Consider the following 16977-nt stretch of genomic DNA (forward strand, 5'->3'; position numbering starts at 1 on the left):
CTTGTCCATGTAATTATTATATCGTATATAAAATAAAAAGCAATAGTATGTAAAAATAAAAACAAAAACTTTAATTGTATGTAAAAATAACGTAATACATGTAAAAAATCAGTTAAAACAAACAGGAGTGATGGACTATAGGAAGCATATCAAATATAGAATACAGACGTTTCAGGGTGTACAAGCTGAATATTATGGATGCTATGACTTCAGAGGAGCGAAAAATATACAATGAGATTGCAAAAAACAGAAACAAAAAGGGTTATGATCCGACAGAAGCAAAGCAAAGATTACGAAATGAGATAAAAAAGAACAGTAAAAGAGTTATAGAAAAGAAGTATCTATATTATATCAGTGATAAAGGGGATACAGAGAATTTGTCTAGGCAGATAGTCCTCTTTGAGAATGAGATTATTAGAAGATGCATTGAAAAAGATGATAAAGATACAGTTCCTCTTATCAAAGAAATCGTGATCCTGAGTTGTAAAAGTGATTTGATGTCTGGCATACTGGATCAGATCATAAAAGATGGCATTGATATTGACGGTACACATTATATTTTTTATACGTCTTCTACCAGTCAGATGAAGAATGCGGAAATCGCTTTATTATCTCAAGAATTTTGGGATAAGAATAGAAGTTCGCTTATGTGTGGATTGACGGAAGAGAAAATTAATGAATATGGAATTAATACAGGCAAATATTTTTCAGCGCTTGCATTGAATATGTCCAATAGTATATGTCCCGATCCAGAGAATGAAGTTAGTATTGATGATGTGATTATTGTACAGGATTTTAAAACAAAGGTTTGTGGTATTGTCAATTATCTTGATGTGAACAATCTGAGTATTGAGAAAAAAGAAAAAGATATTGAAATTGAACATATGGACGGAGCGGGAATATTTATTCCAGGTACATTCCAGTGTAGTTGCCAGATTAGAGGCGGCTGGTTAAAGGGAGCGGTATTTCCATTTGATTTTCATGCGTTTATTCGTGAGCATGAGGACAAACTTTCTGATATAAATATGAAAGACGCTTGGGGCAAGGCGGTGTCATTAGACGACTTTCTTAATGCAAAGATAATTCTGACAGACAGCCAATTGAAGATGCGAAATTATTATGAGTCGCTTGGAGATTACAGAAAAAAATTCAAAGAGTCCGGATGCAAAATCACAATTAACAATATTGCGCATGATGTGAATATAGAAGATTCTTCTCCGGAGATACATCTTGCATATCAGCCATTACAGACAATTCCACGAAGCAATATGACTGATGGAGCAATAGCGCGATTAGCAGAAAAAAGTATCAAGTTTATTAATGATGCTAAGACAGATCCGAATGTCGCTCTGAAGCTAATGGGAATTACGGATGCTGAAAAAGTAACAAATCCGTTACATGCAGCAATATTACAATACCCATATTTATTAAATGACGCATATGTGAAAAAGGTTATGCAAAATGCTTTGAAGGCCGAAAGGACAAAGGCAATGGGTGGGAAAATTATATTAAATGGTTTGTGGAGTTATGTGTGTCCAGACCTATATGCATTCTGTCAGTGGTTGTTTTTAGGTGAAAGTGAACCGGAGGGGCTGTTAGATTCTGGTCACGTTTATAATAAATTTTATGATAATAAAGATGCTATAGAAGAAGTGTGCTGTATCCGATATCCACATCTATCAGACTGTGAACATGCAATCCGAAAGTTGAAAAAATCAGATGAATGCAAAAAGTGGTTTATTGGATACGATACTGTCGTAAGTTGTCGTGATCTCATATCAAAAGTTCTACAATGTGACTGGGACGGAGATCATATCGCTGTGATACATGATAAAGCATTCTTGGATGTACTGGATAGAGATGCATTACCTCTGTATTATGATATGAGTAAAGCTGAGCCTGAAGAAATAAGTGTTGAAAATAAAATAAGTTGTTTGCACAGAAGTTTTGAAAATGAAAATATAGGCAATGTTTCCAATGCGATTACCAAAGAATTTAATTCTGCTGGCAATCCAGATTTGACTTTTATCAGAGTTTTATGCGCTTACAATAATTTTGTAATTGATTATTTTAAGACTCAGAAGAAAATGGATTTAGGGGCATATGCTGAAAGATATGAGCAGATGAAAGATTCTTCTGCTAAATGTCCATATTTTTTCAGATATGCAAAAGGTAAAAAGAAGGATGTTTGTATGGAGTACAATCCAGATAGTAATGTGGATCGGATTAGCAAGTATATACAGGAACACACCAAAAATGGAATAACGAAAAGTATATATACTTTGCAGGACAATATATTTAATCCTTTGATTTTCGGGAAGAAAATTGATGTAGACAGAAAATCAACCGAATATGAGCAGCTACAATATTTGCTTGCGGAGTTAAAAGCAAAAGGAAAAAAACGGTATGTGCGGCTTGCTAAGAAGATGAAAAGTGATGATCCTGATTTCCATATGAAAGAAGATGAATTATTTTATTATGATTGCCAACAGCAAATAAGTAAAATAATAGAAAATAGAGTGATAGCGGCACAGTATCTTGTTGATATCGAATATTTTCAGGAAGAAAATACGGATTCTGACGATAAAGAAATATTATGGGGATGCTATGGTGATATTTTATATGATAATCTTGCGGTGAGCAATCTTTTAGGACAGCTTGGAGAAGCAATGAATGACAATTCATCTATAGTTTGGGTAAAGAGAAAAGCATATCAATCCAATGATGAAAAGATGAATAAGATACAGAATCTTATTGAGGAGACTGAGGAGCGATTAAAAAAGGAACAAGAGCTAAATATTGTTTCAATTACTCAAGAAGTGTATGATTTAATTGATCAATCTAATACTAGAAAGAATTCTTATAACAGTTTGGTGCTTTTTATTGTTTATGTTCTAATTAAAAGAGCAGAAAATAGATATGGTTATTCTTCCGTGAAGATTTATAAGCGTAGTAGAAAACATATTACGAAACAAACAATTTGTACATGGATTTCAGAGAACAAAAGGTCGATTGACTCTGCAATAAAGCAGCTTGTAAATGATGGATACCTGGAGCAATTACGATTGAAGAAGTATGATAAATTTTCATTGGGTGCTAAATTCTCAGACCTTGCAGAAGCAAATCCGAGTGATTCTTTTGAAGTTAAGACCTATAATCCATTAATTGATTACTATAAACATAATGGATTAAAAAAGATCAAAGAATGCAAGATATGTCACGAATTATTTATCGCAGAAAAAGATAAAAAGACTTGTAGTAGCAGATGCTCAAGATTGTTAGAAAAAATCAATAAAAATGGTAAGGTATTGTAACTAATATTATTAAGAGAATTAATGTATTTATGAAGGCTGAAAAAACGCCCTGTTTTCAAGGGATATCAGCCTTCTTTTTTTAAAAGTGGGGTTTAGTAAGGGAGAGATAGAGATTATTTTTTGTCCATCCCTGTCCATAAAAATATAGGAAGGAGTCAACGAAATTGGAAAAACTGAATCAGATTGTAAAGCTGTATCTAAAAGAGAATGGAATAAAGATGAATTTTTTTGCCAGTTATATTGGGTGTGAATATGGTACATGTGTCAAGTGGCTTAGAGGTACGCAACGAAGACTGAGTAAAGAGCAGATCTGCAAAGTACATAGCTTTTTGAATGGCGATCACATCAAAACTATAGATCAGATTGTAAAAGAAAGCAAAGGAGCGTGAGTATGTGACAATTGAGTTAGATGAAACTAACAAAAAATATCTTATTGATTTATTACAGGATAAGTATTATCAAAGTACTGATATTCAAGAACTGTGTAAAATAAATCAACTTTTTAAGATTTTAAATGTTGAAACTGAATCATGGATACTTGAATTATAATTTCTATTTCAAATTTCTTACTGGCTATCTCAGCCAACTATTCCAAAAATATTTTTACAACTGAATATTGATGAAAACACAACTGGAGGTATGACATGAATGATATAAAATTAGATGATTTTAAAATCGGCGAGGTATATGGTTTTATTATCAGTAATGATCAGGGAGAATCTGAAGAGATAAAAGGCTGTGTGACAGGGTATAATCATATGCAACTTGAGGATGCTCAATCTGATTTTATAATTATTAGAAATATACTTAATAAAAGTCCAATATATATATCGCTTGATTCGATTAAAAACTATTATCATTTCAACAGAGACAATGAAGAGTATATCGATGCAGAGGTATTCAATCCGGCACTGGACGAATACAATATTGAGCGAGGCACAAGTGTAAAAGATATCATCTCACTTATGATTAATAACTGGGAATGTTATGATCCCGATATGCGAAAAGACCTTGTATGTAAATTTTCTCATGCCGTTACTACGGACGTCCTCATTGATCTAATAACAGCTTATGCAGAATCCAAAAAGAATAATGCTGAGTTAAACGACAAATATCTTAAAGTTCTTGATAATCAAAAAGAATCCCTTGAAAAATATATCAAATTCAGAAATGAGATAAAAGCGTTTATGCCCAAAGGATACGACAAAATCCTTGATGCGCTTATTTTTGATGTCTGTGGATTCGGGCGGTGATTGCTATGGCTACATTTAATAGTTTTGCCGCCCTTGAGTGGCAGATTATGAAAGATATGCAGAGTGCGGCCAATAGATCAAAAGACCGGATTGAGATGGAACTTTTTATGAACGTCAACGGATATTATGACGGCTCTACTCCGCAGAGATATCAGAGGACAGGTACATTGTTGACTTCTCCAGACTCGACTCCGGTACAAGGGAGCGGTAAGCATTTGGAATTTTCCGTTTATATGAACGATGGTATTTCATACTCGACTGGCACATTTTCTGGCGCACAGGTTATTGATGCAACGGAGCGTGGCGGAGCCGGAACAATAGGTAATCATGGATATTTTCAGAGAACGGAAGAAGCTGCTCAGAAGATTTTGGACAGTGAATTCAACAATATATAGGGGGTGAGTTATGAGTGATCATGAAATAAATGTCAAGGTTAATCTTGATGATAGCGAAGCACAAAAGAAACTGAATGACCTTACTAAAAAAGAGCGAAAGATCGATATAGATGTTGATACATCCGATATTGATCAAGCGTCTAAAAAGGTCGATGGGTTAAAGAATAAAGATATACAAGTAGATGCGAAAGTTACCGGAAAGGAAACTATTGATTCTACTGCGAAAAGTTTGAATAATGCTACAAAGAGTGCATCTGGTTTCGGGAGCACAGTAAAATCATTTGCTAAGTTTGGAGCATATCTTCAGGGATTTCAATTGCTTACAAAGGCGGCACAAGAGGCTTATCAGGCAATTAAAGAAATTGATGATGCTATTGTTGATTTACAGGTTGCATCTGGCGAGAGTTATGAAACTGTACGACAGATGGTTACTGGATATAATGAAATGGCCAAAAGTTTGGGCGCAACCACGACAGAAGTTACGAGTGCTGCTGACACTTGGCTAAGGCAGGGGAAATCTGTTTCCGAAGCAAATGAACTCATACAGCAGTCAATGGTTTTGTCAAAGTTGGGGCAGATTGACTCCGATGATGCCAGTACATATCTGACCGCAATGATTAATGGTTTCCATGTTGCTACAGATGAGGTATCAAGTCTCAATGACGCTATTAGTTCGATTGACATGTCAAGTGCCGTAGATGCTGCAGGTTTAGCGGAAGCTACCAGTCGTGTAGCGGCAAGCGCTGATCTGGCAGGAGTCTCTTTAGAGCGTCTTCTTGGTTATGAGGCGGCGATTGGCGAAGCGTCTCAGGAATCTATGTCTGTTGTGGGAAACAGTTTGAAGACGATTTTGACAAGGCTTTCTTCAATTAAAGCTGGCAATCTTGAGTTAGTTGATGAGGATGGAACGACACAAACATTAAGTGATGTTGAAGCAGTTTTCGACAATATTGGCGTTCCGTTAAGAAATTCTATGAATGAATTCCGAAATTTTGGTGATGTCCTTGATGAAGTGGCTGCTAAATGGAGTTCTCTGAGTTCGGTACAAAAATCAGCAGTAAGCCAGGTGGCAGCAGGCACTTTTCAAGCCAATCGTTTCAAGCTACTTATGGAGAACTATGATAAAGCACTTGAATATGAGCAGATTGCGGAAAATTCTTCCGGCACTGCAATGGAAAAATTCGAAGATGCATATCTTAATTCTATAGAAGCAAAAACAAAATCTTTACAAGCTGCATTCGAAGGCTTATCTTCCAATTTAATTTCCCGTGATACGATAAATGGAATTTTAGAAGCAACACAAGCACTTGTCGAATTTCTGGATAAGACAAGCCTTGTTAAAGGTGCGCTTGCCGGATTGGCTGCAGGTGCAGTGATCAAAGGTTTTTCCCTTATTAGCGCAGGAATTGCGAAAGCAACAGTAGGTATTACAAGTTTTGGTGATGCGGCGAAAAAAGCTTTTTCCGCTTTGAAAGCAAATCCTATTGCTACGGTATCTACAGTAATTGGCTTGGCGACGGCAGCATGGTCAGCGTATAATCAAGCCGTTGAAGAAAGTATCCAGAGAGCAAAGGATATAACATCCGCCTGGGACGAGTCCAACTCATCGTTAAACGAACAGATATCAAAATACAAAGAACTAAAGTCTCAGCTTGATTCCGGTACTCTCACACCGGATGAGGATTATTCGACACGTCAGCAGATCCTTGATATCCAGACGCAGATCACATCACAATACGACGAACAGGCTGAAGGTGTTTCTCTTGTTAATGGCAGTCTTGAGCAACAGCTTGCTATTTTACAGCAGATAGCGGCCGAAAATGCTAAAACAGAACTCAATAAAGGAATGGATGAATACAAGAACGTTTCACGGCAAATGGAGAAGGAACGTTCTTATTTAGTTGGTGCAACATCATTTATTGACGAAAATGCTTATGCTAAAGATATCTATGACCTTGCAAAAGAATATGAAGAGTTGGGCATATCTATTAAAGATGTATCTGAGGCAGCAGGCCAGCAAGAGGGCACAAGTTTTGAGATATATTTTGATGGCGATGCTACCCAGGCCGATAAAGTTGTATCTGACTTTATGAACCGTGTATCAGAACTTAAAGAGAAATATCGTGATGATGTTGGCGCAATCAGTTTTATTGATGATTCTAATTATTACGCCGCTGATGCCTTAAAAGAAAATCAGAAAATTCTTGATGATTATCAGGAATCATATAACAAATTTCTTGAAATGGATATGTTGTCACGGGGAACAGGCGAAGGATCTGTAGCAGATGTATACAATAAATATACAGAAGCTGTACAGAATTACAATGAAGCGTTGTCCTCCGGTGATAGCAATGCAATTAATAAAACCCGTACAGAATTTCAAAAGTTAGGTGAAGAGGTAGATTCTGTCCTAGAAAAAGACGATAATGCAAAATTTGCTTCATTGTTTGATGGCGTAGAAGAGACTTTGGATGAGGCAGCTATTAAACTTAATGATTTTAATGAGGCACTTCAGGGGAAGGCAGGAAATTATAACACTTTTAAAGATACTGCAGATGATATAAAGGCGGCTTCTGATGGACTTAAGGGATTAAATCTTGATGTACAGGAAGTTAGAAATGCTTTAATTACTGATGGTGTACAAACAGGGGAAGAGCAGATTCTTGCTTTGGCAGATGCCTGGGGAGTTGCGGCTGATTCATCCGAAGAGGAAATAAATGAGTTTCTGTCTGTCTTAGAAGAAGCTGGTATAATTACGGGACAGGTGGGAAGTGCTGCTGAAACGGCGGCAGCTTCATATGATACCTTCTCTTCTGCAGTCACAAATGCAAAAGATGATCTTTCTGCATTACAAAGTATTATGTCGGAGTCTGCTTCTGGTGCCGGAATTTCTGCCGATAATGTACAGGCATTCCGTGATATGTTCGGAGACGATGCAGAAAAGGCATTGGAGAAAACAGCCAACGGCTATCATTTAAACGTAGATGCTTTACGTGACTTACGAAAACAGCAGGAAACACTTACAAAATCAGACTATCTTACCGCCCTTAGTGATCAATATGAGTTGCTGTATGAAAATGCAGAGCAACTTGCCCGTGCACAATTTCTGGGAGAAGATACAAGTGGTCTTGAATCAACCCGTCAGGGAATCCTTGATCAAATTTCTTCCTTGGAAGACCTTAAGTTACAGTATGAGGCTGCAACAAGTGCATATCAGGATTGGATTAACGCACAGTCAAATGGTAATGAGCGGGACATGTATGATAATATCCAGTCTGGATATGATACAGTTACAGATCTAATTGAACGTGGATGGGGCGGATCGGACGAAGTAAGAACTTATGTCGATCTACTTTCCAGCGCAGATTTAAGCACTGCGAGTGTCGAAGAAGTTATAGATGCATATGACAGGTTAGGAAAAACAATTGGAAATAGCGGTTATAGTATTCTGGACTTCTTTACTGTAGACGAAGACGGAAATACAACAACGGATGGTATTTACAACTTTTTCGATACAGTCAATAGTGTTCTCGGAGAAGAATATGCAAAATTAGAAGACGGACAATATACTTTTGATTTTGGTGATGGACGAGATCAGATAGTGGCGGACAAACTTGGTATGGATGTCGAGGCAGTGCAATCTATTTTACGTGCTGCAAGTGAAGCAGGTTTTGAAGTTAATTTGGATCAACCTATCGCATCCATGGAAGAGCTGAAAACTTCTGCTCAGTCAGCACAGGAAGCACTGGCAAACATGAAGGATACGTCACTAGGGGATATTAATCTCGAATCCACTTCATTTACAGAGATTACTGATGATATTGCACAAGTTGAAAATTATATAGATGAAATAAGTGATTCTGACCTTGATCCAGAGGTAAAGACTGAGAAATTAGAAAATGCAAATGCCATTCTTGAATACCTTGTACAATTACAGAATGAAGCAGGGAATAATAGCATTGAAATTAATATAAGCGAAGAAGAGCTTGATCAGAAAATATCGGATGCAAAAGCAGCGTTGGATGAACTGAGAAACGAAGATGGAAGCATTACTATAAATGATAATACCGAAGAGGCTATCACTAATCTTCAAACTCTGCTCATGCAGAAAGAACAACTGAATTCTCCTGCCGTAATGGCTGTTGACACGTCGAAAGTGGATGGTGAGCTTGGCGATGCCCTGTCAAAAATACAAGAATATCAATCTGCAGTACAAGAACTTTCTGTACAAAACGAATTGAAATTACAGGGAGTATCTATTGACACTTCCGCTGCGCAGGAAAAGGTGAATACTCTTGCTGAAGAAATACGCGGAATTAATCCGGATATAACAGCGAAGCTTAATATCGATACCACAAGTGTGCAAACCATTAACGCTTCTCTGCAGGGAATGACGCCAGAAATACTTGTAAAAGCTGGAGTAGATTCTACGGCGATTGCTAACTATACACCAGCAGAGAAAGAGTCAAAGGTAAGATTTAAGGTTGACTCAAGTGCGGTAGATGCATGGGATCCGCCAGACAGAACAGCTAAATTAGAGTATACAATTACTACTATTGGTACTTTGCCTGGAAATAGAGAGCGGACACTTACTTATAATATTAGGACTAATGGCAACGTTCCAGAAGTTAATGGTACTGCACATGCAAATGGATCTACAGTAAAATCTTATCGCTTTAATAACTGGCATGGTCAGGCGAATGCTTCTGGAAATTGGGGAATAAGGGAAGGCGGCACTTCTCTTGTCGGAGAACTCGGTCAGGAAATTCTTGTAAGAGGCTCAGAATTCCATACAATTGGAGATAACGGAGCTGAATTTATCCAGACTCGGCCTGGGGATATTATCTTCAATCACAAACAAACTGAAGCATTGTTAAAGAATGGATATGTAACAAGTCGTGGCAAGATGATTGGCAGTAATGCCAATGTAAATGGTTCTGCGTACTCTTCTGGTAGCGGTGGACTTGGCAGACCAAGCAGACCTTCATATGGTATGGACGATTCTTATGCATCCAACAGCTCCTCCAAAAAATCCTCTTCTTCAAAATCTTCCTCTAAGTCTTCCGAAAAAGCATCTAAATCAGCCGAGGAAGCGGCAGATAAATTTGAAGAAATTGTTGACTCTATAGAGACTCTTCTTGATCGTATGGATCGTAGCATTCAAAAACTTACAGATTCTATAGAGCCGTATTCATATGATCTGTCTAAACAATCTGCTGCATCTGATAAGGCTATGAGTACGATTCGAAAGGATCTCACTACTCTGCAGTCTGCCTATAATAGATATATGAAAGAAGCAGAAAATGTTGATCTAAGTGATACGTGGAAGAAACGAGTACAGAATGGTGCTATAGATATTACGACAATCACAGACGAAAATCTTGCTGATCAGATAAAAAAATACCAGGAGTATTATGAGAAAGCGCTTGACGTACAAGACACAATAGCCGACTATCAGAGTCAGCTTTTAGATCTTGCTACAGAGAAACTTGATAATATTGAACAATACTTTGAAAACCGGACGAATTATAGTGATGAGTTTGGTTATCTAACAGACATTTCTACTCTTCAGGATGCCGTTAATAAGCTGACTGCTGAACTGGATAAACAGGTTCTTGCCGGAGTTATAAAAGAAGGATCGAACGAGTTCTACTCTGCTATGAGTCAAATTGCCGAGGCACAAGATGCTCTCATAGAAGCAACTCTGAAAAAGTATCAAGATATCATAGATAATCTCGACCGTATCAGCACTACTCTGGACAATTCACTTGAACTGAAAGAAGCCCGTGGTGAAACTATTACAGAAGAGGATTATCAGCGCCCACTTGAGCTTGCGAATGAACAGATTGATGAGCTGTACAAGAAGCGTGAGCAACTATTAAAGCAACAAGCAATTTATGATGTTGGCTCTGCGAAGTATGACGAATATGCTGACCAGATTGCAGATATTGACGATGAAATCTATGGACTGCTAGGAGATATTGAAGACCTCAAAGATAAAATCTGGGAAGTAAGATGGCAGCCGTTCTTTGATGGAATGGAAGCTGCGGAAAATCTCAGAAATGAGATGGATCAGGTGAGAGGCTGGCTTAAAGATGAATCATTTATTGATGAGAATGGCGGATTAACTGAGTCTGGCGTTACTAATATCGCATTGATCAGTGCTGCAATGAATAACGCGAAGCAACAGATCAAGGATTATTCCACCGCTTTAGAGAAACTTGAGCAGGATTTGGACGCGGGAAATATTTCTACGGACGAATTTCGAGAGCAGCAGCAAAGTTTTCTTGAATCTATAAGGAATTCTGTTGGCGATGTCGAAGACTATAAAAATTCTCTTATTGATTTATACACTGAAATGCTTGAAAAAGAGAATGAAGTAGTTCAGGATTCTATCTCAAAGCAGGAAGAATTGATGGATATTCGTAAGAAAAATTCTGATTACGCAAAGTCCATCAGGAATCAGACTAAAGAAATTAATCAAATTCAAGCCCAGATTAACGCCCTCTCGGGGAGCACAAATCAGTCCAGTATCGCAGAGAGAAAACGTCTTGAAGCCCAATTAGCAGAACTTGAGGAAGAATTGCAAAGTAGCCAGGAAGATCGGGCTTATGACGTAAGACAAAGTGGTCTTGATGGACTCAGCAATGACCTGAATGACGCTTTAAATGACACTCTGAATGAGATTACTTACAATGCAGACAAGCAGGAAGAAGTAGTTTCTAACATGCTCAATAACGTTCTTAATAATTATAAGGACGTATATTCAAAAATCAACCAAATCATCTCTGATACGGGTCTTGTACCATCAGATGATTTCCAACAAGTAATTGACAATATAGGTACACAGCAAGGCGCTCAGTCTCAGGTAGATGCAAGTAATACAATTGCTCCGGATTATAACCCCAGTGATTTTACGAACATTAACACAGGTGCGATTCAGTCTGGGTCAAACCAAGCCAATAATGATAAAATCCAAGCTGAAATAGAGAAAGAGCCGAACACCACAAACAGACCGGTAGCACAGATTACATTGAAACCCACCTCTCTCTCACTCCAAGAAGGGAAAAGCTCTACAATCAAAGCCAATATTCGCCCTACAGACGCAGCGAATAAATCTGTAAAATGGTCGTCTTCAAATACAAAAGTTGCAACGGTTAGTAATGGTGTTGTAAAGGCTGTTAAGGCAGGTAGCGCAAAAATTACATGTACTGCACAGGATGGTAGCGGAATTTCTGCAAGCTGTTCTGTTACTGTAACAGCAAAACCAAAGCCGACAAAACCAAGCGCATCTACATCTGGTGGCGATGGCAAACCAAGAGTCGGTGATAAAGCGACTCTTACCGGATGGTACTATTATGATTCTTATGGAAAAAGTCCGGCAGGGAATCGTTATTCTGGTGTAAAAAATGGTGTTATTATTGATGCTTACTCCGCATCTAAATATGGCGGAAATGGTAGAAATACTGGTGGCTTTGACGTTCATATTAAGTCAGCGGATGGTAAATATGGTGATCTCGGATGGGTTAAGTTAAGTCAGCTTAAAGGATATGCAGCTGGAACTAAGGGGATTACCAACTCAGTTGAGATTGCTAGAGTAGATGAGCTTGGTAAGGAGTTACGTATTAAACGCGGCGGAGACATCTATGAGATGTTCCGTTACGGTGATGCTGTGGTTCCAAAACATATGACGGATAATCTGTTTACACTTGCGGATCACACGAATGAGGTTATGGAAACTATCAATAATGTTGACCGCAGTGGAAGTGGAGAAGTTACTGTAAATAATAACTATGAGAGCCTGCTTACTGTTAATGGAGATATCACAAAAGAAACCTTCCCTGGCGTTAAAAAGATGTGCGAGGAGGCTTATCGATATACCGCGAAAGAGTTTAAAAAAGATGCCAGATATATGGGTATAACGAGAACGCTGTAATAAGTAAATGTTCTACTTGCAGTATATGAGATTTGAAAAATACCCAGTAGATTTTGTGGTGGATCTACTGGGTATTAATAATTCTGAAAAAACAATAAAGTATACATCAAAGATTTTTGTTGACTTGACCTGTATACTCTAAAAGTTCTTCAATAGATATCGCACCGTTTGTTAATGCTGTAAATTCTTTTGCCAATTCTGTATTGTGATGTGTTTGATATTTTTTAATAATTTGATCAAACTCGGTGAACAATGAATAATCTCTGCATTTATATTTTTCTATCATTGCATTGATTTCAGGTTGGAAAGGAGATTCAATAGTAAGATTAATCGATGGAATTCTGGAATGCAAGTATGTATATTTACCAATGAAATAACATAGCAATTTCAGTTCATCCATAAATTCAGAAATTGATTCGAATTCCATATTCCTCCATATACGTTGAATTCGACGCAACTCTTTTTGAAACCAATTGCCTATATTGATTACACGGTCGAGATGTCTCATTTTTGTTTCTGTGGATATACTCTTACTTGAAAACAAATACTCAAATTCTACATAGGCAGCATTTATTTCTGAATAAGAAGCCATAATATTTTGAAATTCGTCATACGGCAGGGATTTCAAAATAATAGAATCGTGTAAATGTGTAAATTCATGGAAAAGTATCGATGTAATATATTCATCTTTTAGACAAAATGCTTTCATGCAAATTACGAGATTATAATTGTTGGCGTATAATTCTTTCCCGGAAAATTCAAACCAAAAATTAACATCATTTGCATATGAAAGATTGTCTTCGGTTAGTCTCGGATAATCAACATCCGAGTACCTTTTTTTGTATTCTTCATAAACATTAAATATATCTAATACTTTCATACTAATTCTCCACTGAAAGGATTGATTAAAATTAAACTAACACTAAAGCAGAAAATACTAATAACAATTTTTAAATGTTATTTGTACATTGACAATAAATTTTTTGATTATCAAGTCAATAAACATATGCAATCATTAAGTGAGCCAATAAGACACGATGAGTAGACGAAACTCTTATCTTATTATTTGTATTTGCAGTCTTTATAACACATTAATATTACCATAATTACCCAATGTTGCAAAGAATCGAGGTGATAAAAATAAACAAAACCTATGACATACAAGACTTGTACAAGGTTGTATCTCAAAAGCTACGACAAGACAATGAACGGATTGGTTTCGAATGTCACAAGGGCGGCTATAAATCAATCCACAAGAAATTATACAGCTATATTATCGTGAGAACTGTATTGAGGGCGTTCTTTCAGGTAATCACTGAAATACTGGCAGAAGGTGATACTGTAAGATGCTTTGGATACTTTAAGATTGAACCGAAATTATATCAAGCGCGAAAAGTACAGAATCCCCATGACAATGTGTTGTATGATGCTCCGGCACAGTACAAACCTAAAATTAAGTTTGGTAAGCAGATAAAAGAAGCGTGTGCAAATATTCCTGTAGAGAAAATGGAGAATAGTAGTAATGAAGATAAAAATAATGATTTTGGAGGACAATGAATGAGCGTAAATATTAAAGATGCAGAAGAAAAGAAGTTTGTTATCGGATACATAAAAAATATCCATAGGAAGAAACGGTGTCCTTTTACAAATAAAGATATCTATGCCACATGGCTCAATCTATGGGCGAATGATTTTAGGATTGGTGAGCAAGGAAGATGCCCTATTATGTTTTGCGAACAGCTTGTTCTATCGAAAAATAAACACAGGAAAGGTATTAATCCGCCAGAATACTATAATCAGTATACAGAATTTATGAATACGGTAAGAGATTTCTTAAATCAATACTATAATGCAAAGAAAAGTACAAGATTAAATGCAAAGCCGTATTTTCAATTATTAATTGAGTACCGAAATAAGCGTATTGAAGGCATGGAACAGTTGTTACGTGACACAGGAGTGTATAAAAATGGGTATCGAATAAAAGTTAAGGGCAAAGCAGTATACACGGAACTTGCAAAAGTCCATTTATACAGAATTGAAAATAATAAAAAGAAGTTAATTATGATAGATACCTTTGATGCAGTGGAAGATTATATCAATAAAATGTTGGAGGGTGACGATGAATTGTAAAAACTGTAAATATCTCAAATGCTATGCCATTAATCATCAGATTTATTATTGCGACAACGATAATAGAATAGATGATATTGGTAAGCTGAGTATAGATAAAGAACCGGAGGGCATACCGGGATGGTGCCCGCTAATATACATAAGTAATTTGGAGCAAGAGGCGGTATGATTATCGTCTCTTTTATTATGTGTGACGAAAGGAGTAATGTTGATTGATCAATGAATACAGAAGTAGAAACAAGAATATGCAAAGTATGCGGCGAGGAATTGCCGATAGAAAAATTTCAAGAAAATAGGCCAAAAGGTAAAAAGCCTTATAGAATATCTACGTGCAATAAATGTCGATATTTACAGAAAATAGAGCGGCTTAATAAGCTGACTGATAGAATAGAGATTATACTGGATCGCAGATACAAGCCCATAAAACCAGAACGTATTTTAGATAAAGATTTGATCTCACATATAGATTTAGTAGCAGAAGATGAAATTTTTGTGAGGCTGATGGATTATAAAGATGTATGGATTTCCAATTATGGCAGAGCAATCCATTTATATGCTGATGGTGAGTATAAATTACTAAAGGAAAAAGATAATTATGGAATATATTATACTGCCCGAAAAAATGTATATGAAAATGACAAATGGATTTATAAAAGTTCATTCTTATATGCTGCGCAAGCCGTAGTCGAAACATTTGTTGTAAACCATGATAAAAGAAATGCCAGTTTCATATGGCACAAAGGATACAACAAGGAAGATAATTATTACAAACATCTGTATCCGCTTACAAAAGAACAATACAGAATTGTAAAAGCGCATTTTATGAAAACTGGTTATGATTCTGAAGAATATATTTTAAAGGTGATGAATGATATTAAATTCAAACCGGATGATTGGAGTAGGCGGTGCATGAAGCCTATTATGTGTGGCGTTGGATATCATGGGAGTGAAGATATTGATTGTACATCTGAATCATATCTTAGATGGCATGACATGATGCACAGGTGTTATAACAATAAATTTCACGAACGCCAGTCACAATATAAAGAATGCTCGGTTTGTGAGGAATGGCTGAATTACAGTAATTTTAAAGTATGGTATGACAAGAATAAATACGGAGAAACACAACTCGATTTAGATAAGGATATTTTATTCAAAGAGAATAAGATATATGATCCTGCATATGTTGTTTTTGTCCCACATGAGATTAATACATTATTTATTGCCAGAGATAAATGTAGAGGCGACTTACCTATAGGTGTATCTTTTGATACTTCTAAAAATAAATACCGAGCTGAAGTTTCTTTTATGGGCAAAAGTATTAAACTCGGTACGTTTAATAATCCAGAAGAGGCTTTTAAAAGATACAAAGTATATAAAGAAGATCTGATTCAGGATATGGCTGAACAATATAAAGGTCAGATTCCTGATAAAGCATATCAGGTGATGCTGAACTGGAAAGTAGAGATTACAGATTAATTTGAGGAGGATTACATATTATGGATAAAACATATAGTCGATACGGAGATTTGTTAGATAAAGCGATGAAGAAAAAAGAGGATAGGATGCTTGCTTCAGCGATGCGGATAAGAGATAACATTAATGCTGAAAATAAACGGAAAGAACAAGAAAAATTCAGGCGTGAGTTAAAAAAAGAATCTGATCAAATAGAAGAGCAAAACAGGCAGCAGGAAACTCTTGATTTTGCCAATGCCATGCTGGACAGATATAAACAGAAACAAGAAGCAGAGCGTAAGAGAAAAGAGGCAGAAGAAGAGGAAAGAAAACGGAGGGAAAGTAGCCGCAGATTTGTGGAACATATGAATTGGATGGATGCGGCCATCTCTCATACAAAAGAGATGTTATCAAAATAAATGTAACTCGTAAATTGTGTAGTGGCTCACCGGATGGGCTGGTGAGCCTTATTAATTTCTATTTTGGAAAGAGAG

Annotated in this window: 11 protein-coding genes; 10 read left to right on the plus strand and 1 reads right to left on the minus strand. The window is 36.6% G+C overall.

The features are described from left to right. Positions 1 to 194: 194 nt before the first annotated feature. The 6 genes from AC0QUU_RS08590 (at position 195) to AC0QUU_RS08615 (ending at position 12898) form a co-directional block, all read left to right on the plus strand. Complete coding sequence (locus AC0QUU_RS08590; RefSeq protein ID WP_474542123.1) at positions 195 to 3314, plus strand: hypothetical protein; 3120 nt, start codon at positions 195 to 197, stop codon at positions 3312 to 3314. A 164-nt stretch (positions 3315 to 3478) separates the two neighbouring features. Continuing rightward, positions 3479 to 3703 carry a hypothetical protein gene (locus AC0QUU_RS08595; RefSeq protein ID WP_474542124.1) on the plus strand — a complete coding sequence of 75 codons (225 nt, stop codon included), beginning with the start codon at positions 3479 to 3481 and terminating at the stop codon, positions 3701 to 3703. Between the two features lie 4 nt (positions 3704 to 3707). After that, positions 3708 to 3863 (plus strand): hypothetical protein, encoded by a 156-nt coding sequence (locus AC0QUU_RS08600; protein WP_474542125.1) that lies wholly within the window; start codon positions 3708 to 3710, stop codon positions 3861 to 3863. A 95-nt stretch (positions 3864 to 3958) separates the two neighbouring features. Then, entirely contained in the window at positions 3959 to 4567 is a 609-nt protein-coding gene (locus AC0QUU_RS08605; RefSeq protein ID WP_474542127.1) for a hypothetical protein, read from the plus strand. Between the two features lie 5 nt (positions 4568 to 4572). Beyond that, positions 4573 to 4962, plus strand: coding sequence for a hypothetical protein (locus tag AC0QUU_RS08610; RefSeq protein ID WP_474542129.1), 390 nt, complete (start codon positions 4573 to 4575; stop codon positions 4960 to 4962). A 10-nt stretch (positions 4963 to 4972) separates the two neighbouring features. Beyond that, on the plus strand, positions 4973 to 12898 hold the full coding sequence (locus AC0QUU_RS08615; protein ID WP_474542130.1) for a phage tail tape measure protein: 7926 nt from the start codon (positions 4973 to 4975) through the stop codon (positions 12896 to 12898). A gap of 106 nt (positions 12899 to 13004) precedes the next feature. Here the strand turns inward: AC0QUU_RS08615 and AC0QUU_RS08620 are convergent, their stop codons facing one another. After that, positions 13005 to 13778 carry a hypothetical protein gene (locus AC0QUU_RS08620; RefSeq protein WP_474542131.1) on the minus strand — a complete coding sequence of 258 codons (774 nt, stop codon included), beginning with the start codon at positions 13776 to 13778 and terminating at the stop codon, positions 13005 to 13007. A gap of 251 nt (positions 13779 to 14029) precedes the next feature. On the opposite strand from AC0QUU_RS08620, the gene AC0QUU_RS08625 reads away from it, so the two are divergent. From AC0QUU_RS08625 to AC0QUU_RS08640, 4 genes are all read left to right on the plus strand, one after another. Next, a complete protein-coding gene (locus AC0QUU_RS08625; RefSeq protein ID WP_474542133.1) occupies positions 14030 to 14455 on the plus strand; it encodes an HU family DNA-binding protein in 426 nt (141 codons plus the stop codon). Continuing rightward, the gene (locus tag AC0QUU_RS08630) at positions 14456 to 15028 is read left to right on the plus strand and encodes a hypothetical protein (protein WP_474542135.1); all 573 of its coding nucleotides are present in this window, start codon (positions 14456 to 14458) and stop codon (positions 15026 to 15028) included. It abuts the gene before it with no gap. A 219-nt stretch (positions 15029 to 15247) separates the two neighbouring features. Next, entirely contained in the window at positions 15248 to 16507 is a 1260-nt protein-coding gene (locus AC0QUU_RS08635; protein WP_474542136.1) for a hypothetical protein, read from the plus strand. A 20-nt stretch (positions 16508 to 16527) separates the two neighbouring features. Continuing rightward, entirely contained in the window at positions 16528 to 16902 is a 375-nt protein-coding gene (locus tag AC0QUU_RS08640) for a hypothetical protein (RefSeq protein WP_474542137.1), read from the plus strand. Positions 16903 to 16977: the final 75 nt, after the last annotated feature.

This window comes from Mediterraneibacter sp. HA8405 (genome assembly GCF_056148955.1).

What these genes read in the sequence shown, in the direction of transcription:
- AC0QUU_RS08590 (WP_474542123.1), top strand. Translation starts at nt 195, where the DNA reads ATGGATGCTATGACTTCAGAGGAGCGAAAAATATACAATGAGATTGCA.
- AC0QUU_RS08605 (WP_474542127.1), top strand. Translation starts at nt 3,959, where the DNA reads ATGAATGATATAAAATTAGATGATTTTAAAATCGGCGAGGTATATGGT.
- AC0QUU_RS08610 (WP_474542129.1), top strand. Translation starts at nt 4,573, where the DNA reads ATGGCTACATTTAATAGTTTTGCCGCCCTTGAGTGGCAGATTATGAAA.
- AC0QUU_RS08615 (WP_474542130.1), top strand. Translation starts at nt 4,973, where the DNA reads ATGAGTGATCATGAAATAAATGTCAAGGTTAATCTTGATGATAGCGAA.
- AC0QUU_RS08620 (WP_474542131.1), bottom strand. Translation starts at nt 13,778, where the DNA reads ATGAAAGTATTAGATATATTTAATGTTTATGAAGAATACAAAAAAAGG.
- AC0QUU_RS08630 (WP_474542135.1), top strand. Translation starts at nt 14,456, where the DNA reads ATGAGCGTAAATATTAAAGATGCAGAAGAAAAGAAGTTTGTTATCGGA.
- AC0QUU_RS08635 (WP_474542136.1), top strand. Translation starts at nt 15,248, where the DNA reads ATGAATACAGAAGTAGAAACAAGAATATGCAAAGTATGCGGCGAGGAA.
- AC0QUU_RS08640 (WP_474542137.1), top strand. Translation starts at nt 16,528, where the DNA reads ATGGATAAAACATATAGTCGATACGGAGATTTGTTAGATAAAGCGATG.